This window comes from Haladaptatus cibarius D43 (assembly GCF_000710615.1).
Lineage (GTDB): Archaea > Halobacteriota > Halobacteria > Halobacteriales > Haladaptataceae > Haladaptatus > Haladaptatus cibarius.
This window is the reverse complement of the sequence record NZ_JDTH01000002.1, coordinates 1,855,065-1,873,713: the sequence shown is the minus strand read 5'-3', so window position 1 is coordinate 1,873,713 and position 18,649 is coordinate 1,855,065. Positions and strand designations below refer to the sequence as shown.

At 56.5% G+C, this 18,649-nt stretch carries 14 protein-coding genes; 8 read left to right on the top strand and 6 right to left on the bottom strand.

Annotated features, from left to right (window positions below):
• Positions 1 to 201 precede the first annotated feature (201 nt).
• The 3 genes from HL45_RS20500 to HL45_RS14905 all read left to right on the top strand — a co-directional run bounded on the left by HL45_RS20500 (position 202) and on the right by HL45_RS14905 (position 3,074).
• A complete protein-coding gene (locus HL45_RS20500; RefSeq protein WP_049971840.1) occupies positions 202 to 726 on the top strand; it encodes a hypothetical protein in 525 nt (174 codons plus the stop codon).
• The gene (locus HL45_RS14910) at positions 726 to 1,778 is read left to right on the top strand and encodes a radical SAM protein (RefSeq protein WP_049971839.1); all 1,053 of its coding nucleotides are present in this window, start codon (positions 726 to 728) and stop codon (positions 1,776 to 1,778) included. The genes HL45_RS20500 and HL45_RS14910 overlap by 1 nt, the downstream gene beginning before the upstream one ends.
• 87 nt (positions 1,779 to 1,865) lie before the next feature.
• Positions 1,866 to 3,074, top strand: coding sequence for an alpha/beta hydrolase (locus tag HL45_RS14905; RefSeq protein WP_049971838.1), 1,209 nt, complete (start codon positions 1,866 to 1,868; stop codon positions 3,072 to 3,074).
• Positions 3,075 to 3,486: 412 nt separating this feature from the next.
• Here the strand turns inward: HL45_RS14905 and HL45_RS14900 are convergent, their stop codons facing one another.
• Positions 3,487 to 4,806: a 5'-deoxyadenosine deaminase gene (locus HL45_RS14900; protein ID WP_049971837.1), complete on the bottom strand. Its 1,320-nt coding sequence runs from the start codon at positions 4,804 to 4,806 to the stop codon at positions 3,487 to 3,489.
• 276 nt (positions 4,807 to 5,082) lie between these two features.
• Here HL45_RS14900 and HL45_RS14895 point away from each other — a divergent pair, with 276 nt between their 5' ends.
• The 4 genes from HL45_RS14895 to trpB all read left to right on the top strand — a co-directional run bounded on the left by HL45_RS14895 (position 5,083) and on the right by trpB (position 11,296).
• On the top strand, positions 5,083 to 6,507 hold the full coding sequence (locus HL45_RS14895) for an MATE family efflux transporter (protein WP_303645176.1): 1,425 nt from the start codon (positions 5,083 to 5,085) through the stop codon (positions 6,505 to 6,507).
• A 160-nt stretch (positions 6,508 to 6,667) separates the two neighbouring features.
• Positions 6,668 to 8,299, top strand: coding sequence for an alkaline phosphatase family protein (locus HL45_RS14890; protein WP_049971835.1), 1,632 nt, complete (start codon positions 6,668 to 6,670; stop codon positions 8,297 to 8,299).
• A gap of 78 nt (positions 8,300 to 8,377) precedes the next feature.
• Positions 8,378 to 9,910: an FAD-dependent oxidoreductase gene (locus HL45_RS14885; protein ID WP_049971834.1), complete on the top strand. Its 1,533-nt coding sequence runs from the start codon at positions 8,378 to 8,380 to the stop codon at positions 9,908 to 9,910.
• 216 nt (positions 9,911 to 10,126) lie between these two features.
• Positions 10,127 to 11,296, top strand: a complete 1,170-nt coding sequence (gene trpB / locus HL45_RS14880; RefSeq protein WP_049971833.1) for a tryptophan synthase subunit beta — start codon at positions 10,127 to 10,129, stop codon at positions 11,294 to 11,296.
• A 560-nt stretch (positions 11,297 to 11,856) separates the two neighbouring features.
• Here trpB and HL45_RS14875 read toward each other — a convergent pair.
• The 3 genes from HL45_RS14875 to HL45_RS14865 all read right to left on the bottom strand — a co-directional run bounded on the left by HL45_RS14875 (position 11,857) and on the right by HL45_RS14865 (position 15,477).
• Entirely contained in the window at positions 11,857 to 13,104 is a 1,248-nt protein-coding gene (locus tag HL45_RS14875; RefSeq protein ID WP_049971832.1) for an MFS transporter, read from the bottom strand.
• A 302-nt stretch (positions 13,105 to 13,406) separates the two neighbouring features.
• Positions 13,407 to 14,840 (bottom strand): S8 family serine peptidase, encoded by a 1,434-nt coding sequence (locus HL45_RS14870; protein WP_049971831.1) that lies wholly within the window; start codon positions 14,838 to 14,840, stop codon positions 13,407 to 13,409.
• A 115-nt stretch (positions 14,841 to 14,955) separates the two neighbouring features.
• Positions 14,956 to 15,477 (bottom strand): deoxyuridine 5'-triphosphate nucleotidohydrolase, encoded by a 522-nt coding sequence (locus HL45_RS14865; RefSeq protein ID WP_267879600.1) that lies wholly within the window; start codon positions 15,475 to 15,477, stop codon positions 14,956 to 14,958.
• A 150-nt stretch (positions 15,478 to 15,627) separates the two neighbouring features.
• Between HL45_RS14865 and HL45_RS14860 the strand changes: the two genes are divergently transcribed.
• Positions 15,628 to 17,607, top strand: a complete 1,980-nt coding sequence (locus HL45_RS14860) for an aconitate hydratase (RefSeq protein ID WP_049971830.1) — start codon at positions 15,628 to 15,630, stop codon at positions 17,605 to 17,607.
• 55 nt (positions 17,608 to 17,662) lie between these two features.
• Here the strand turns inward: HL45_RS14860 and HL45_RS14855 are convergent, their stop codons facing one another.
• The gene (locus HL45_RS14855) at positions 17,663 to 17,875 is read right to left on the bottom strand and encodes a hypothetical protein (RefSeq protein WP_049971829.1); all 213 of its coding nucleotides are present in this window, start codon (positions 17,873 to 17,875) and stop codon (positions 17,663 to 17,665) included.
• A gap of 62 nt (positions 17,876 to 17,937) precedes the next feature.
• Complete coding sequence (locus tag HL45_RS14850; protein ID WP_049971828.1) at positions 17,938 to 18,570, bottom strand: hypothetical protein; 633 nt, start codon at positions 18,568 to 18,570, stop codon at positions 17,938 to 17,940.
• Positions 18,571 to 18,649: the final 79 nt, after the last annotated feature.

Sequence of the window (18,649 nt, the reverse complement as noted above, 5' to 3'; positions counted from 1 at the left end):
TCAATAAAATTTTTATTTATTTATCTCAATTTATTTTAGATATTCTATCCTTATGCGCCATGAAATTGTCTCATCTCCTAAAATCGAGATGATTTACACACTCTTTTAAATCAGAATTATTTTTATAACAATTAATCCTCTTTAAAATGTCGGAAATTATTAAATATATTTAAAAAGTACATCTGTATATTAAAATTTACGATGGATGCTGTAAAAGCTTCACGACAAATAGATCACACGGACAGCGTTTCTCAGCGATCAGAGTTTGATTTTGGTCACGGAGTTGATGAAGTTCTGCAGACGAATATGCTCGTCCACATGGACGGCGTATTCACACCAGAACTGATTGAGGAAGTTGGGTCGAACCACGTCGAAAAATCCGATCTTAACGACCTCCAAAAGGAGATAAATCCCGGTCTGATAACTCCGAAAAACCTCCCGTATCTGGAGGAAGACCAAGTCGCTGACCTCCAGAAACGGTCTACTGAAAACTCCTTGACGGATGAGCAGATGCAGTCGATAATCCGCGTCAATGCACGTGCGCGCGAGGTGGAAGATAGCGTCGAGATAAACGGAACAGTCGGTGACAACGATGTTAAGCCGACAGCATGTACCGTCGCCGCAGTGTGTGTAGCCGTCGTCGCCGTTGGTGTCTACAACACTGTCGGCGCTGTTCATACCGCCGCTGCTGCAGTTGCTGTCGAAACATACGTGGGGGTCACGTAATGTACGTGAGCACTCTCTCCATGTTCCTCGATTACAAGTGTAATTTCGCTTGTGACCACTGTAGTGTCGGGAGTAGCCCGGAGACAAAATATGAGCTGTCTGATGAATATATCGACCAAGCGTTCGAGGAAGCGGAGGAGCTCGATACCTTACAGCTCGTCGTGTTCACCGGAGGTGAGGTAACGCTTCACCTCGACAAACTGCTTGCATCGATAAAAGAGGCGAAATCCAGAGGCTATCGAACCCGAATCGTCACGAACGCTTGGTGGGCACACAACATGGAGCGTGCCAGAAGCATGATTAAGAAGCTCGTTGATGCCGGACTGGATGAAATTAACACCAGCTACGACGACTTTCACACGGAGTACGCCCCGCCGGACAACATCGTGAATTTGGTGGAGGCGGCTGTTGAGAGCGACCTCAAACAAACTTCCGTTGCCATGATTATCGGGGACGAAAACCCAACCTATGATGCGCAAGCGATGATAGACTTGCTCACCGAGCGATTTGGCGCACATCCGGACGCGTACTCCGATAGGTTGACGATTCTGGAAGACACCGTTTCACCACTCGGTCGTGGTGCCCAGATTGACGTTACGGAATTGACCGCTCGGAATGGCGTCGATTCCGGCTGCTCCGACGTCGTAAGTACAATTTCACTCCATCCAGACGGGACGATAAAAGCCTGCTGCGGCCACGCACAGTGGTACGTTCCCGACCTGACGTTGGGAAGTTTGGACGAGAAATCGCTTATGGATATTGTCCACAATAGCCAAGAGAATATGATTTATTGGCTAATTCACAATATTGGCCCGAAAAAGCTCTTGGAGCGAATCGGCGTCGAGGGCGAGTACAGCGGTATCTGCCACGCTTGTCACGACCTGCTTGGAAACTATCGTGAGGAGTTCTTGGAGTACGTTCGAGAGAACAAAGAAGACATCGTGCGTGATGATATCTTCCTGAGTGACACAATCAAAAGGGACGCTCAGTCCATGGTTGACCACGAACCGGCAATCATACAACGTCTGGACAATATCGCAGATACGGCATAGAAGAACCCTATAACTTATTTGAACACACTCACTGATAGAATATTAAAGCAGCGGTTACGTCGTAGTTCATCAACTAAAAACATGAATATGAATCAAATTATTGATAACTTCGTAACTTCTCTAAAGCAACACCAGTTTGATACAGCAGAACGCTATTTTACCGACGACCTCGCAGAGGCGTACCCCTCCTCGAAACTCGAATCGGACTGGATTCGATTAACTGAGACGCTCGGCGAGTTCAATTCTGTCGAAACCGTTCGAACACAAGATGCAGACCCGTATCAGATTCGGAACGTGGAACTGCAGTTCGATGATGGTCAACAGACCCTTCGAATCGTTTTTTCGGGAGGAGACGAGTCCATCTCCGGACTCCAATACATTTCGCAGCAACGGGGCACGACGGTGCTTCCGGAGTACGTCGATGAATCTCGGTTCAGTTGCGAACAAGTCGTCGTCGGCAGTGACGAATATCCTCTCTCGGGAGAAATCGCACTGCCGACCGCGGAAGAACCGTATCCCGGTGTAGTGCTGGTTCACGGGTCAGGTCCTCACGACATGGACTGTTCATTGGAATCCTACAAGCCGTTTCGTGACCTCGGTTACGGACTTGCCTCCCAAACAATCGGGACGCTGCGATATAACAAACGAACCTACTCCTACGACCTGAACGAGAACGAATGCACGGTAGATAACTTGGTGTTGGATGATGCGGTTAATGCGGTGAATCAGATAGCAAATCGTAAGGACATCTCCGAAGTCTTCGTGATTGGGCATAGTTTGGGCGGCATGCTCGCTCCGGCGATTATCCGCCGCTCGAACGCACAGGGGGGTATCCTCCTCGCCGCGAACGCTCGCCGATTGGAAGACGTAGTTATCGACCAGTACCGCACGCTGGCCGATGAGGGCGCGGTCGATGCTAGTCAACTACGGTCTTTGGAAGGCGAGTATCAACAAATACGTAATCGGGATTGGAACGATGACGTGGAGTTGCTGGAGTTCCCCGTTTCGTTTTGGGATAGCCTCTCTGATTACGAACCAGTACAGACAGCATCCGACCTCAATGTACCCGTGAGAATCGCACAAGGAAAACGGGATGCCCAAATCTCAACCGAGAAGGATTTCGAAGTATGGAAATCGGAGTTGAAATCGGAAGACGGTGTTTCGTTCCGTCTCTTCGACGACCTCAACCACCTGTTCGTAGAAGAAGATGAAAACGGCCACTCCGGCCAACCCCAAGCAAACGTAGCGGACGACCTCATCCAGTGGGTGTCCAACTGGTGTACTACAGTCCGATAATCTCCGGTGTGCGACTTCCCGATAGAACGACACTGCATGTTAGAGGTCGAAAACGGGCAGCGCGATGTGGTCAAAGCCCTGAATCGAATGCGTCATATCGAACCGTTCTCGTCACTCTGCTAAATACCATCTCGCTCGCGCTTCCGAAATCGTCCGAAATCGGCGGTTCAAGCGATCCCTACTACATACTTATCTGGCTATTAGTTAACAAGGTGCGTTACTAATTACCATCCATGCACCTCCAGCATCACGACGACGAATACGCGGTTCGCAACCCTGCCGACCTAGCGACCGTTCGACAAACGCCCGATGGCCAGTGGATTGCAGAAGACGCAGCCGGTCGATCTGCTCACGGTTCAACGCCTGCGACGGCAATCGCCGCGTTGAGAAGATAACCGGAAATCGGCAACGCTCAGAAGATGCCGGTTTCGGGAGCCACGTCTAGCCCTGCCGCGATTTCGTTCGCCTCCGCGCGAATCGCGTCGGCGTCGGCGACGACGACCTCGCCGTCTTGTTGAAGCACGTCTCCGGCGACCATCGTGAACTCCACGTCGTCGCCGTGCGCGCCGAAAACGGCGTGCGAAAGCGGGTCGTACAGCGGTGTCGCGCGGGTGATGTCGGCTGTCACGCCGATGATGTCTGCCTGCCAGCCTTCCCGGAGTTTTCCGACGCGGTCGAATCCGGCGGCGCGAGCGCCGTTTATCGTCGCCATCTCGAAGATGGTTCCCGCGGGGGCCGCCTGCGCGTCGAGTTCGTCCACCTTTTGCAGGAGGCTCGCTTGCCGCATTTCGGTGAAGGGGTCTAACGTGTTGTTGCACGGCGGGCCGTCGTTGCCCAGCGCGACGTTGATTCCCCGGTCGAGGTAGTCGATGATTGGCGCGATTCCACTGGCGAGTTTCATGTTCGAAGAGGGACAGTAGGTGACATGTGTTCCCGTCTCCGCAAGCACCTCGCGCTCCGATTCGTCCGTCCAGACGCAGTGGGCGAGGACGACGTCTTCGCCAGTCAATCCGACTTCGTCCAACCAGTGAATGTTTCGCTGGCCGGTGTCGGATTCCACGGTGACGATTTCGTCCTGATTTTCGCTCGCGTGCGTGTGGATTCTTACGCCGTCGTATTTGTCGGTTAATCGTCGCGCACCGCGGAGACACTCCTCGGTACAGGAGACGGCGAATCGCGGCGTGACGGCGTACTGAATCCGGCCATTGTTCGCGCCGTGGTACTGCCGGATGAGGTCTTCCGTCGTTTCCAGTCCCGCCTCGGTGACTTCGTGGAGTCCCTCGGGGGCGCGTTTGTCCATCAGCACCTTTCCGATGCGACCCCGGATTCTCATCTCCTCCGCGGCGTCGAAGGCTCGATTTGCATGCCGAACCGAGAGGTGGTCGATACAGGTGGTCGTCCCGCTCTCGATGAGTTCGAGATAGCCTAATCGGGCCGCGGCGTACATCTCCTCCGCGTCGAGATTGGCTTCCATCGGGAGGACGTATTCGAACAACCAGTCGAGCAGTTCGGCGTCGTCGGCGATTCCTCGCCCGAGGCTCTGTACCGAGTGAATGTGGCCGCCGACGAGGCCCGGAAGGAGAAGGTCGTACTCGTCTACGTCGTGTTCGGCGTATCTGTCGAGCAGTTCGGTGCGGTCACCGACTGCTTCGATCGTCTCGCCGGAGACGACGACTGCCCCGTCCTCGATAATCGTCGTCGCGTCGGCGACGACTGTTCCAGTCAGTATCATAAATGTCCGTTCGTTCCGTCTCCATTGGTGCACCTAACGGCTATGAGTACTTCGGTTTCGACGGCTGGTCAGATGGACGTCGTGACTATCTCTGGATTTCACTACCGCCTAAATCCACTTTTGCCCGGTTTAGGCTGTTTTTAAACCCGAATTACCTTTCGGAAATCTCTCCCGCGGTTCCTGCGGACATGACCTCGAAGCCGGGTTCTGGTAGATATTGCCACCTGATTTTAGAGTCGAAATATTGAAACGGTACTATTTCGTTTCGAAAGTACGATGACTAGCACACAGCCCAGCAGTTCGATTACGGAGGGTGGGTTGGTGCGACCGATGTTCGAACTCGCGTGGCCGATAGTCGTTATTCAGTTGTTGCAGGTGATGTACAACGTCGCGGACACCTTCTGGCTGGGTCGACTCTCCGCCAACGCGGTCGGCGCGATGAGTATCGCGTTCCCGCTTATCTTCTTCCTTATCTCCATCGCGGGCGGATTCACGACCGCCGGGAGCATCCTCGTCGCCCAATACACCGGGGCCGATAGCGAAGGGTCTGCCGGAAAAGTCGCGGGACAAATTCTGTCGTTCGTGGCACTCCTCTCGGTCGTCCTCGGGACGCTCGGTTTCTTCCTCACCGAACCGATGCTCACACTGATGCCGTCTCAGGGAGCGACGACGGTGGATGTCGTTCCGCTCGCTCGCCAGTACATGGAAGTGTTCTTCCTCGGCCTGCCGTTCCTCTTCGGCTTCTTCGTCTTCAGTTCGCTGATGCGGGGTTACGGTAACACTCGGACGCCCATGCGAATCATGTTCGTCAGCGTGGTCGTGAACGTCATTCTCGATCCGCTACTCATCTTCGGATTCGGTCCCATTGAAGGCATGGGAATCCAAGGTGCCGCGCTCGCAACCATCTCCGCGCGAGCGGTCGCAACCGTCCTCGGACTGTACATCCTGTTCGGAACCAGCGCCGGGCCGGACGTACAGGTCGGTGACCTCGTTCCCGACCTCGGATACATTTGGGACATCGTTCGACTCGGTACGCCGAGCGCGCTCGAACAATCCACCAGTGCGCTGGCGATGATTACTCTGACCGCAATGGTCGTCCAGTTCGCGCCGCCCGTGGTCAGCGCTTACGGACTTGGTAATCGCCTCGCCTCACTCGTGTTTCTCCCGGCAATGGGGTTAGGCCGGGCGACCAACACGATGGTCGGGCAGAACCTCGGCGCGGAGAAACCTGACCGTGCGGAGCGCGCCGTTTGGCTCGCGGCGAAGGTTGGCTCCGCCGTCATGCTTTCCGTTGCAATCGTTGCGGCACTGTTTCCGGAACCAATCGTCGGCGTATTCATGGCGACGGGAACGCAGGAGGCCGCGGCAACAATCGAGTTCGGAAGTGAGTATCTCCGGATTCGTTCCGTCGAGTTCGCGTTTATGGCTCTGTTACAGGTGCTGCTCGGTGCGTACCGCGGGGCCGGAAACACGAAAACTGCGATGGCGTTTTCGATGGTGGCGCTCTGGCTTGGGCGGGTTCCAGTCGTCTACTATCTCGCATTCGTTCAGGACATGGGGCCGACCGGGATTTGGATGGGAATGGCAGTCGGCAACGTCGTCGGAGCAGTCGCCGCCGCGCTCTGGTTCACCCGTGGAACGTGGAAGCGAACTGTCATCGACGACACCAGCACGGTTGCTACTGACGGCGAAGGCGACTAATTTACTGTCGTGGAGGTTTAAGCGTGCCATAATAAAATGAGTAGAACTGGTAGGAGCCAGCAATGAGTCTGGCGAGCGTCGCAGCGCAGGGTCGATATGGTTCCTGTCCGACGGAAGAAACGAGATACGCTGGCCGAAGCTATGTCCCGGGTGAGATACGATGAGTAACGTAGATGTCCTCCTCATCGGTATCGACGCGGGCTGTCTGCCAGTTTTCGAACGCCTCTACGAAGAAGACGTTATCCCGAACATTCGGTCTATCTGTGAGGATGGCGCGTCCGCCCCGCTCGAGTCCCAGATGCCGCCGTGGACGCCGAGTGCGTGGCCGTCACTCTACACGGGGGTCAACCCCGGACAACACGGCGTCTGTGGGTTCGTCGCCTACGAAGGTTACGACTTCCACGTCGTCAGCGGAAACGACGTCGAGGAACACTCGATATGGTCGCTGCTCGATAAACACGGCAAATCGAGTGTCGTCGTCAACGTGCCAGTTACCCATCCACCGGAAGAAATCGATGGCGCGATAATTCCGGGTTTCATCGGGCCGGAAGACCCCCGGTGCTATCCGGAAGGGCTACTGGACGAGGTTCGCAACGAAATCGGCGACTATCGAGTCTATCCGAACTACACCCGCGGTGACGAGCGACTCTCGGACGCTGAAAAGATGGACGAGTACACGAACCTCGTCCGCATGCGCGGCGAGGCGTTCCGCTATCTGGCCGACAAACACGAACCCGACTTCGGGTTCGTCCAATTCCAGAAGACGGACACCGTCTTCCACGAGTTCAACGGCGAGTGGGACAAGGTGAAAACCGTCTACGAGGAAGCCGACAAGCAGGTCGGCCAATTGCTGGAGGAGTGTGACCCGAACACGGTTCTCATCGCCAGCGACCACGGGATGGGTCCCTACGAAAAGTACGAGTTCCGCGTCAACGAGTTTCTGCGCGACGAAGGCTACGTGAAGGCACGGAAAGGTGGCAAAGGAATGCCGTCGTGGAACCCGATTCAGGAGGAACTCCGGGAAGGCAAGGATACGAAGACGTGGGAACCGAACACCTTCGAGCGAATGGCCGCGAAGATGGCGGAGTTCGGGTTCACCGCCCACCGAATCAGAACTGGTTTGGAGAAGGTCGGGCTGGCGGAAATCGCAAAGCAGTACGCGCCGAAAAACGTCGCCCGAACCGGAAACGAGCAGGTCGATTTCCCGAAATCGACCGCCTACATGCGCGCCCGAACCGAGTTGGGCGTCAGAATCAACTTGCGCGGCCGTGAACCGCAGGGTATCGTTCCCCCGGACAAGTACGACGAAGTCCGCGACGACTTGATAGAAAAACTCAGTGGGGTAGAAACACCCGACGGCGAACCGGTCTTCGGCGAAGTCGCACCCCGCGAGAAGTACTTCCACGGGAAAAACGCCGACAACGCCCCGGACATCGTGACGATTCCGAACGAGATGGGGCAGTTCCTCTCTGCACAACTGCTTGGCGATTACTTCGCACCGCCGACCGAACCGTGGAATCACAAAATAGAGGGTATCGTCGCCGCGCAAGGAAGGGGAATCGACCCGGACGGAATGCCGACGAAGGCTCATCTCTTCGACGTTGCGCCGACCATTATGTCCGCGTTCGGGATTCCGTACAGCGACCGAATGGACGGAGACGTAATTCCGGTCGTTGACGATAGTGGTTCACAGAGCTATCCGGAGTACGACGAAGACGACGACGTTTCGATGGACAGCGACGACGAAGCAGGCGTCGAGGAGCGACTGGCCGACCTCGGCTACATGCAGTAATCTCACATCGGTTTCGGTCGCCCATCTTCCGGCCACCTTCCTTATCCACTCCGACCTCGAACGTGTTCGGGGGTTTCCATGAATGCAAACGACTCACCGGAAACGGACGACTTACCCGGAACAGACGACTCACTCTGGCTCGAAACGACTGAATCGACCGATTTCGAACCGCTTCAGGACGACCATCGCGTAGACGTTGCGGTCGTCGGCGGCGGTATCGCGGGGCTCTCCGCCGCGATGGAACTGAAAGACGCCGGACGAACAGTTTCGGTGCTCGAATCCGATAGAATCGTCTCCGGAGTGACAGCGCGAACGACCGCCAAATTGACGAGTCAGCACGGAATCGTGTATCAATCACTCGTCTCCCGGTTCGGGCGCGACCGCGCTCGCCAGTACGCCGAGGCGAACGAGGCCGCCATCGAAATCGTCGCCGAGCGCGCGGACGACTTCGACTGTGATTTTCGTACCCGCCCTGCCTACACTTACGTCTCTGACGAAAACGACCGGAACAAAATTCGACAGGAGGTGAACGCCGCGCGGAGCGTCGGCCTGCCCGCTTCCTTCACGGAGGATATTTCGATTCCGTCGGACGCCGTGGCCGCAGTTCGATTCGACGACCAAGCGCAGTTCCATCCGCGGAAGTATCTGCTCGGGTTAGCCGCCGAAATTTCCGGCGACGGATGCGATGTTTTCGAACAGACGAAGGCAACCGACCTCGATTCCGGTTCGCCCTGCAAAGTCACGACGGAGCGAGGAACCGTAACCGCGGACGCCGTCGTCGTCGCAACCCATTTTCCATTTTCCGACCCCGCCGGATACTTCGCCCGGCAGTTTCCGAAGCGGTCGTACGTGCTGGCAACTCGAATCGCCGACCCGCAACCGAAGGGGATGTACTATCGCTCCGGCGAGCCATATTTCTCGGTTCGACCACACGAAATCGACGGCGAATCGTTCGTCCTCATTGGCGGGCAAAATCACAAAACTGGACAAGGTGGTTCGACCGCCGACAGATATCGCGCAGTCGAGCGCGAGGCGAGAAACCACTTCGATGTGGAAGAAGTAGTCTACCGCTGGTCAACGCAGGATTATCGAACGACGGATTCCGTTCCGTTCGTTGGCCCGCTTGCGCCGTGGATGGACGACGTCTACGTCGCAACGGGATTCGGCGGGTGGGGGATGACGAACGGTATCGCCGCGGGTCGGATTCTCGCCGACGAAATCGCCGGACGGGGAAGCGAGTGGTCGGACGTTTTCGACCCCAGACGACTCCCGTCCCTGTCGGATGCGAAACCACTCGCGCAGGAGAACGCGAACACGGGAAAGCGATTCGTGGAGGACTGGGTTCGGAAACCGCACGGAACGCGCAAATCGCACGATTCTCTCCCACGAGGAGAGGCGAGAGTAACCCGCGAGGACGGAAACGCCGTCGCCGAGTACCGGGACGAGGATGGTGAACTCCACCGCGTTTCGGCGGTTTGTACGCACCTGAAATGTGTCGTCGCGTGGAACGACGCGGAGCAATCGTGGGATTGTCCGTGTCACGGGTCGCGGTTCGACTTCGATGGGGCAGTTCTCGACGGGCCAGCGGTTCGTGACTTGCCGAAGAAGTGAGAATTGCCGGTGGACATGACTTCTTTGAGTTGAATTTAGCTCCTCTTTCCAGCGTTAAGTTTCAGAAATGATTCTCGTAGAATAGTATTTGGGTACTGCCACGCAACTGGTGTTACGAATGGCCTCCGGCCATAGAGGTTGTACATATATGTCTCTTAATGCTCTCCGATGATCTCTGAAGTAGATTTATGTACATGGGAATGAAACGATTCCCCCATGTCACAGGAAAACGCGACTCAGTTCGGGACGTTCGGTGGGAGATACGTCCCCGACGCGCTCGAAGAACCGCTCTCCGGCCTCGCAGAAGCGTTCGACGAAATTTACGACACCGACGAGTTTCAGGACGACTTTCGCTCTCTCCTTGCGGATTTCGCGGGGAGGCCGACACCAATCTACCACGCGAAGCGTCTCTCCGAGGAGTACGGCGCACAAATCTATCTGAAACGCGAAGACCTGCTCCACGGCGGAGCGCACAAAATCAACAACTGCCTCGGACAGGCATTGCTCGCTAAGAAAGCCGGAAAAGAACGTCTCATCGCGGAAACCGGTGCGGGCCAGCACGGCACCGCATCCGCCATGGTCGGCGCGCTCCTCGACATTCCCACGGAAATCTACATGGGGAAAAAGGACGCCGAGCGCCAGAAAATGAACGTCTTCCGAATGCACCTGATGGGGGCCGAGGTGAACGAAGTCACTCGTGGCGATTCCGGCCTTGCGGACGCGGTGGACGCCGCGTTGGAGGACTTCGCCGAAAACATGGAGGACACCCACTACCTCGTCGGGAGCGTCGTCGGCCCTGACCCGTTCCCGCGAATGGTGCGCGACTTCCAGTCGGTCATCGGCGCGGAAGCGAGGGAGCAGATACAGGAGAAAACCGGCGGACTCCCCGACGCTGCAGTCGCCTGCGTCGGCGGCGGGTCGAACGCAATCGGCCTCTTTCACGCCTTCCGAGACGACCCAGTCGAACTCTACGGCGCGGAGGGCGGCGGCGAGGGGTCGGACTCGAAACGCCACGCTGCACCGCTGGCCAACGGCAAAACTGACATTCTGCACGGAATGCGAACCCGGATTCTGGCGGACGACGTGGAAGTGCACTCCGTTTCCGCAGGACTCGATTACCCTGGCGTCGGCCCGGAACACGCCCAGTTCCACGAGTCCGGTCGCTGTGAGTATCACGGCATCACTGACGACGAAGCCCTCTCTGCGTTCCGTGAACTAAGCGAACTGGAGGGAATTATTCCCGCACTCGAATCCAGCCACGCCGTCGCGCTGGCGAAACAGATTGCCGAAGAGAAGGACGAAGACGACGTGATTCTCATCAATCTGAGTGGCCGCGGGGACAAAGACATGGAACAGGCCGCCGATATGTTCGACTTGGGTGAGTAAACCGACCGAGAATTTTCTTTGGCTTTTTCGCCGTCGTTGGTTTCCGTACGGTTGCAAGTGCAGAGGAAACCGTCTTTCACTTCGTGACTGCAAATCACGTCTGCAAATCGCCCTCACTCGTCACTTGCTCCTTGCAGTCGCTCGTTCCTCGTTCGCCAGTCCGCCAGGCCCGCAGGCGGGCCGAGGGCGACTGCCCTCGGCCCCGCCAAGTGATTGGTTGAATCGCCGATTTTGGCTTTTGGCTGGTGTGTTCGCGGTGGTTTGTGCCAGCGCGCTCGCACGAGAGGTGAAGCGTTAGCGAACATCGAGTGCAACTTCCGCGCTGGCGGGGAGGAGTGGGGAGTACGAGATTTCGAAGAAATCTCGATGTGAGCGGTGTAACCGCGAACTGGCGGGTGCGGTGCGGAGGCGGTCTGATTGGAGTCGGCAATAGCTAGCACCTCGAAAGATACGGTTCTCGACGGAGTTTCTCGGCTTTAAAAACCGATTCTGTGGCCAAATCCTATCTCTGCACCAAATGTACCACCAACCGAATCCGCATCAAATGCAGTTTCGTTTCGCTACCACTGCGTCAGCGCCTTCGCGCCGTGCGAATACGACAGCACGCCGAAGAAGGTCAGCACGCCGGAAATAGAGGCCAAACCACCGACGTAAAACACCCACTGGATGCCGGGGCCGGTCATCAGGATACCTGCCAGAATCGGCGCGAGGATGCTTCCGGGTCGCCAGACGAGTTCCCGAATTCCGAAGCTACTGGCCACACCTGCGCCGTCCGCGCCTTCGTCCGCGAAGAGGGCCATGCTGGCCGGTTCGCGGAAACTGTCCGCCACGCCGAGGAGGGCGTTCAGGAAGACGAGGGGCAGGAAAGCGGGCGAGAGTTCGCCGAGGATGGGAAACATGGCTGGCAGGCCGAGCGTTTGGCCGATTGTGGGGGCGAATGGAACGCAGAGGGCGACCAATCCGTACAGTCCGCCGCCGACGAAGACGAAGAGGGCGCGTCCGTAATTGTCGGACAGTCGGCCCGTGTAGGGCTGAAACAGCATGTTCATGAACTTCTCCGAGACGAGAACGACGCTGACTGCGAGGGCCGCGTATGCCAGTCCACCCTCCGCGGCGTTCAGTCCGGCGTAGACGACGACCCAGTTTCGAACCATCGTCACCGCCACGGCGTACTGCGCCCGGAAACTCGTCAGCGTGAGCAGTTTGGGATTCAGCGCCAAATCCGAGAAGGGGAACCCCTCGATTCGCGTCCCATCACGTTCGACGAACAGGAGGATACCGAGCAGGGCCGGAATTAGTAGGGCAACGATGACACCGAAAACCACGCTGAATCCGTAGCGACTGTACAGCACCGCAGCGGCAATCGACCCGAGGATGGACGCCGCAAACCGCGCCGAGTTCGCCTTGCCGATGTTGTTCGCTCGCGTGTCTACCGACGAGAGTTCCCCGACCAGAGAAAGCGTGATGAGGCTGGTTCCGGTGATGGCAACTCCTTGAAGCGCCCGCGCCGCAATGAAGCCCCAACTGCTCTCTACGAACGGGAAGGCGGCGTAGGAGCAAACCGATAGCGCGAGACTTACGAGCAGGACGGTTCGCTTGTCGTAGCGGTCGCCCGCCCACGCCATCGGGATGGTGACCACGGTTTGTGCCGCGGTCAATCCGGAAACGAACAGGCCGACGACGACTCCCGACTCCGGGTCGAGAACGTTGAGATATTCGGGAAGTAGGGTCGCCAGCGTGATGACTCCGAACCCGGCGGCGAACCGAGTGAGATAGAGCGCGTAAAACTGAACCCGTTGGCGTTGCACGCTTGTCAGTGCGAAGAACCGTTGAAAAACCCTTTCGTTTCGAAATAGTTGCGTTCGACCACTCGTGTTTCAGTTGTCGGCACTCGTGCGTGGCATTCGTCACTCTGTGTTGGCTTCGTTACGACAGTCCGAACACAGTCCGTCTTCGAGATACACATCGAGTACCTGTTCGCTGCAGTTGTCACACTCTTTTATTACGTCTGAAGACATCAGTCGCTTCGACCGACTGACTGTGGCAATTCGATAAAAATAGATGTGTCGATTTCTGTGGTCGCCCCGGTGAGGTTTCTGAAACTCTCAGTTCAGTAGTTCACGAGGCTCACGTCGCTGTACGTGGCCATATTTCCGTTCTCTGCACGAGTGACGGCGGACTCCGCGTTCGCGAATCCAGAACCGATGTTCCACGGCGTGTAGCTACTGACTGCGTCTTCCGCCTCCGCTGTCATCGTGTTCAGCAGTTCTGCGGGCGTCGGCGAGCTGCCGTTGTTCTGTCGATAGGCATCGACGAGGAGGGTCGCAATTCCGGCGACTGCCGGGCAGGCCATACTCGTCCCGCTGATGCTTGCGTACCACAGGTCGGTGTCTGCTCCCTGCAGGTTGAGTGGGTCTGTCGGTGCCATCGTGCTGACGATGGCGTTTCCGGGCGCACCGATTCCCGGTCGGTAGATTCCAAGCGGCCCGGATGGCGACCCGTCGTTGCGATACTGCTCCAAATTATCGAGTGCCGTTTTGCGGTTCCAGTTGCTCGGACTGGCACTTTGCTCGCGCCCGCGCGAGGAGAAGTCCGTAACCGTCTTGTCGTCTCTCGTTGCGGCGACGCCCAGCACGTTGGGCGCCTTGGCGTACTGGTTGAGCGTGTTCGTACTCGGCCCGGAGTTGCCCGCCGCGAACACCGGCAGAAGTCCTTCCTGCCACGCCTCCCATGTGGCGACGTTCAGCGCGTCGTCCGGGTTGAACGCATTTCCGTTCGAAGACCCGTAGGAGTTCGAGATGACGGAGATGTCCGTCTCACCCGCTTTCTGCCGCGCGAGCAGGTGGTCGAACGCGGCCACCGGTTTCACGATGAGCAGTGCTAGCCCCGCCGAGTAAACGGTGAGGTCGGCGTCGGGAGCCATTCCCCTCTGTTGCCCGTCGCTTTTCGTTCCATCGCCAGCGACCGTCCCGGAACAGTGGGTTCCGTGACCGTTGTCGTCGGTGTCCAAGTCCCCGGCCGGAACCCAGAGAGTCGGTTCGCCGAGCGGATTACCAACCCATCGCCAGTTTGCAACGAGGCTCGAATCGAGGTCGGGGTGGTCGCCATCGACTCCCGAGTCGATAACTGCGGTGTGAACGCCGCCCCCGGTGTAGTCGCTCGATTGCACTTCGGAAACGTTGGTCACCTCCCGTATGTCCTCGTTGTAGTAGTCCAGTTCGACGTTCTTCTGAATGTATCGAACCGAGTCCCAGTCGGCCAACGTCTTCAATTGATTCACGGAGAGTTCGGTGTATCCGATAGGAAGTACCTCGAACTTGTGGTAGCCATTCACGAGGTCAAGCGTGCCCAACTGGTCAACGTCGTCGTTGCTGTCGAACACGACGAGGGACTGCTGGAGCGCGCTTGTCGCAAGGTCGAACGCGCCGTCGATAATCCCGTCACCCGCACTCGCAGTGCCGCTGAATGGTATTGCCGACGCGACTGCCGCTGCGCCGGTTGCTTTCAGGAATCGCCGCCGTCCGTGTGGTTGGGTATCAACCATCCCATATTCCACTCTGAAATAAATAAACTAAACACTTTCCGCCAAGAGTTGAAACATTCTATTCTACGTAATTTCCACAAAAATGATGCTGAAACAACCTTGTCGTGGTTTATTCCTACGAAACCGGTTCGATGTTCTCGCCCTGATAATCGCCGTCGTAGGTTGTCTCGTGGCTCGCTTCGCCGAACACGAGTTGTGCAATTCGTGCACCCCGTTCGAGTTCGATGTCGTGATGAACCTGTAGCAGTCCCTCGCCTTTGCCTTCGTAGCCTGCGTCCCAAACTGCCGTGTTGAGCATGCAGGAGTTGCGCATGAGCGACGAGCGTGGATAAATATAGCCGACGTGGTTTTCCGGAATCCGTACCGTTTCCGCGTACTGGACGATGTACGCCCCTTTCGGGAGGTAGTACGTTTCCGGTACGTTTTCGCCGACTTGCTCGGACTCGATTCGCTGTCGGTCACCGATTTCTTTTTCCTCCCGACCGATTCGGCCGGAATCGCGCTGTTCGTACACGGCTTCCAGCGTCAAATCGACCCCGTTGGGCTGAACCTGCTCGTCTGTGGTTTCCGCGATGTGCTCTGCAACGAACGTCCCACTCCGGAACATACCACGTTCTTCAGTTCTACCCGTAAAAATCGTGTCGAATCGGTGCGTCGGTTGTTCCGTGTTGGCATTCGTTTGGCTTAGATTTCGAAAGAATTGCCGGACGAGAGCCGAATTTACCACGAACGATGAAAACGTAAACACGCGGGATTTATACCTTCGGAGAGTCGATATTCGACCGATATGGGACAAACACTGACGGAAAAGATTCTCGACGACCACCTCGTCGAGGGCGAACTCGAAACCGGTGAAGAAATCGGAATCGAGATCGACCAAGTTCTTACACAGGACACGACTGGCACCCTCGTCTGGCTCCAGTTCGAGGCGCTCGACATGGACGAAGTCCAGACCGAAGTCGCCGCGCAGTACTGTGACCACCAGACCTATCAGTTCGACTTTAAAAACACGGACGACCACCGATTCCTCCGCTCGGCGGCAGGCACGTTCGGCGCACACTACTCCCGCCCCGGCAACGGTATCTGTCACAACGTCCACAAGGAGAACTTTGCCGCACCCGGCAAGACGATGCTCGGTTCGGACTCCCACACGCCGACCCCCGGCGGACTGGGCGAACTCGCAATCGGTTCCGGCGGACTCGACGTCGCAGTCGCCATGGGTGGCGGCCCGTACTACATCGAGATGCCCGAAATCGTCAGCGTTCGACTCGAAGGCGAACTCCCAGAATGGGCAACTGCCAAGGACGTCATCCTTGAGATGCTCCGTCGCCTCTCCGTAAAAGGCGGCGTCGGCAAAATATTCGAATACACCGGCCCCGGCGTCGAAACGCTCACCGTTCCCGAGCGAACGACCATCACGAACATGGGTACGGAACTCGGCGCGACGACTTCCATCTTCCCGACCGACGAGGAGACGGAAGACTGGCTCTCCCGACTCGGCCGCGAGGACGAATACGTCGAACTCACGCCCGACGACGACGCGGAGTACGACGACGAAATCGTCATCGACCTCTCTGACCTCGAACCGCTCATCGCACAGCCGTCGATGCCGGACAACGTCGTTCCCGTCCGCGAAGTCGCTGGCGAATCCGTTGACCAAGTCATTCTCGGTTCCTGTACGAACGGTGGCTACGAGGACATTCTCCCCGCCGCGAAAATGCTCGAAGACCGCACAGTAGACCGGAAAACCGACCTCATCGTCGCACCCGGTTCCAAGCAGGCCTCCGAGATGCTCGCCCGCGAGGGCTGGGTCGCAGAGATGATGGCCGCTGGCGTCAACTTCTCCGAGGCGACCTGTGGTGCCTGTATCGGTATCGGTCACGTTCCGGCATCCGACTCCGTCTCGCTCCGAACCTTCAACCGCAACTTCGAAGGTCGCTCCGGAATCGAGGACGACTCGGTCTACCTCTGTTCGCCGGAAGTCGCCACGGCGGCGGCAATCAAGGGCGAAATCATCGACCCACGCGACCTCGCCGACGAACTCGGCGATTTAGACGCACCGGGCGTCGAAATGGGCGACAAGTACGGCACCAGCGCCGACGACCCAGACCTCATCTCCCCCGACGAGGCCGTGGACGACGACCTCATCAAAGGCCCGAACATCGGCGACGTGCCGCTGAAGGACGAACTCGAATCCAACCTCGCAGGCCCTGCCCTGCTCAAGATGCAGGACAACATCACGACCGACCACATCATCCCTGCGACGCAGGATATCCTGATGTACCGGTCGAACATCCCGAAACTCTCCGAGTTCACCCTCTCGCGCGTTGACGACTCGTTCGCACAGCGCGCACTCGACGCAGACGGCGGCTTCCTCGTCGCTGGCGAGAACTACGGTCAGGGTAGCTCCCGCGAACACGCGGCCCTGTGCCCGATGTTCCTCGGTGTCGAAGGTGTGCTCGCACAGAGCTTCGCCCGCATCCACAAAGCGAATCTCTTCAACTTCGGTCTGCTCCCCCTCGAAATCGACGCGGACGATTACGAGCAAATCGAGCAGGGCGACGACATCGAAGTCGTTGACGACGTTGCGGAAGCAGTCCGCTCCGGTCAGGAAGAGTTCACGGTTCGCGTGAACGACGACTGGGAACTCACCGCGAACCTCGACGCCTCCGAGCGCGAACGCCGTATCCTCGCAGACGGTGGCAAGCTCTCGCACACGAAAAAGCAGGCCGAGTCCGGCGACAGCGCGGCACCTGCTGACGACTAAGCGCGAGCTTTTATTTTCCAATTTTAACGAGGCTGCACAGAATCGCAGTTAAAGATCAAAAGTATTCGAAATATATTAAAAATAGGCCAACTACAATTATTAACATGACAATGATACGATAAAAAATTACACCTGATTCGTTCAGCTCTGTTTCTTTGTTTATTCCTGGCGTATTTCGAAGTTTGAAAATTGCCCTAGGAAATAATATCCAGATCAAACCTATTGCCACGATTAATATGGCGGAAACTGCTATTTCTGAGAGATTCATATCGCCCTATCCTTCTCTCATAGTTATAAATTTTCTTTCTTTGGAAAAGCAAGTATGTTGCTCTATTTTATATTGGCGCTAATTGGGAAGTTTTTGGCAACGTATTTTGGAGTCCCTGTCCCGGTGTCAGAATCATTTACTGATGTCTTGGTATTATCTATCTTCTTAATACCAAACCGGTCTTTAGTCTCTTGACTCATGTTTTCCGGATTTAAGTCGATAGTCCCATCTTCTTGCGCCAACATGGTGCTAACCGATGGTTCATCTGCACTATCTTGGCCGAAGATGAGAGAGTATTCGCTTTCGGTTGCATTATTGCCTAAGTAGCCGTAATTACACCCCACCTTTATATTTAGATGTTCAGCAGTTGGGATCACATCTTGTGGTGCCTCAACGAAGAAACGCTGGAAATGCTTACAATCAGTCCATCTATCTTCGAAAGCACTCGGATGATGTGTTAATTCCCACCCGTCCGAAACTTGGCTAACACCATTATTATCTGATAGAGATTCTGCAATATCATCAACCGCGAGAGCGAATGCGACACCGGGGTGTAACATTCCGAGTCCTACGTCGGCAACGAGTTCTATCGAATCTGGGAGTACATCGTTACTACCACTGTGCGGATAAACACCGAAGTAACTGTTATTAGAGTCTGGGTCTATACTCCATCTATCTGTGTTGCCCAGGGTCATATCGTAGTACTGTCCTCCAATCTTAGACGACCGGGTATATCCTGAAACCTGTGGGTTGTCCCATCTACCACACATAGTT

Bases quoted from the DNA above. Each gene is read 5' to 3' on its own strand.
- HL45_RS20500 (WP_049971840.1), top strand. From the start codon at position 202: ATGGATGCTGTAAAAGCTTCACGACAAATAGATCACACGGACAGCGTT.
- HL45_RS14910 (WP_049971839.1), top strand. From the start codon at position 726: ATGTACGTGAGCACTCTCTCCATGTTCCTCGATTACAAGTGTAATTTC.
- HL45_RS14905 (WP_049971838.1), top strand. From the start codon at position 1,866: ATGAATCAAATTATTGATAACTTCGTAACTTCTCTAAAGCAACACCAG.
- HL45_RS14900 (WP_049971837.1), bottom strand. From the start codon at position 4,806: ATGATACTGACTGGAACAGTCGTCGCCGACGCGACGACGATTATCGAG.
- HL45_RS14895 (WP_303645176.1), top strand. From the start codon at position 5,083: ATGACTAGCACACAGCCCAGCAGTTCGATTACGGAGGGTGGGTTGGTG.
- HL45_RS14890 (WP_049971835.1), top strand. From the start codon at position 6,668: ATGAGTAACGTAGATGTCCTCCTCATCGGTATCGACGCGGGCTGTCTG.
- HL45_RS14885 (WP_049971834.1), top strand. From the start codon at position 8,378: ATGAATGCAAACGACTCACCGGAAACGGACGACTTACCCGGAACAGAC.
- trpB (WP_049971833.1), top strand. From the start codon at position 10,127: ATGTCACAGGAAAACGCGACTCAGTTCGGGACGTTCGGTGGGAGATAC.
- HL45_RS14870 (WP_049971831.1), bottom strand. From the start codon at position 14,840: ATGGTTGATACCCAACCACACGGACGGCGGCGATTCCTGAAAGCAACC.
- HL45_RS14860 (WP_049971830.1), top strand. From the start codon at position 15,628: ATGGGACAAACACTGACGGAAAAGATTCTCGACGACCACCTCGTCGAG.
- HL45_RS14855 (WP_049971829.1), bottom strand. From the start codon at position 17,875: ATGAATCTCTCAGAAATAGCAGTTTCCGCCATATTAATCGTGGCAATA.
- HL45_RS14850 (WP_049971828.1), bottom strand. From the start codon at position 18,570: ATGACCCTGGGCAACACAGATAGATGGAGTATAGACCCAGACTCTAAT.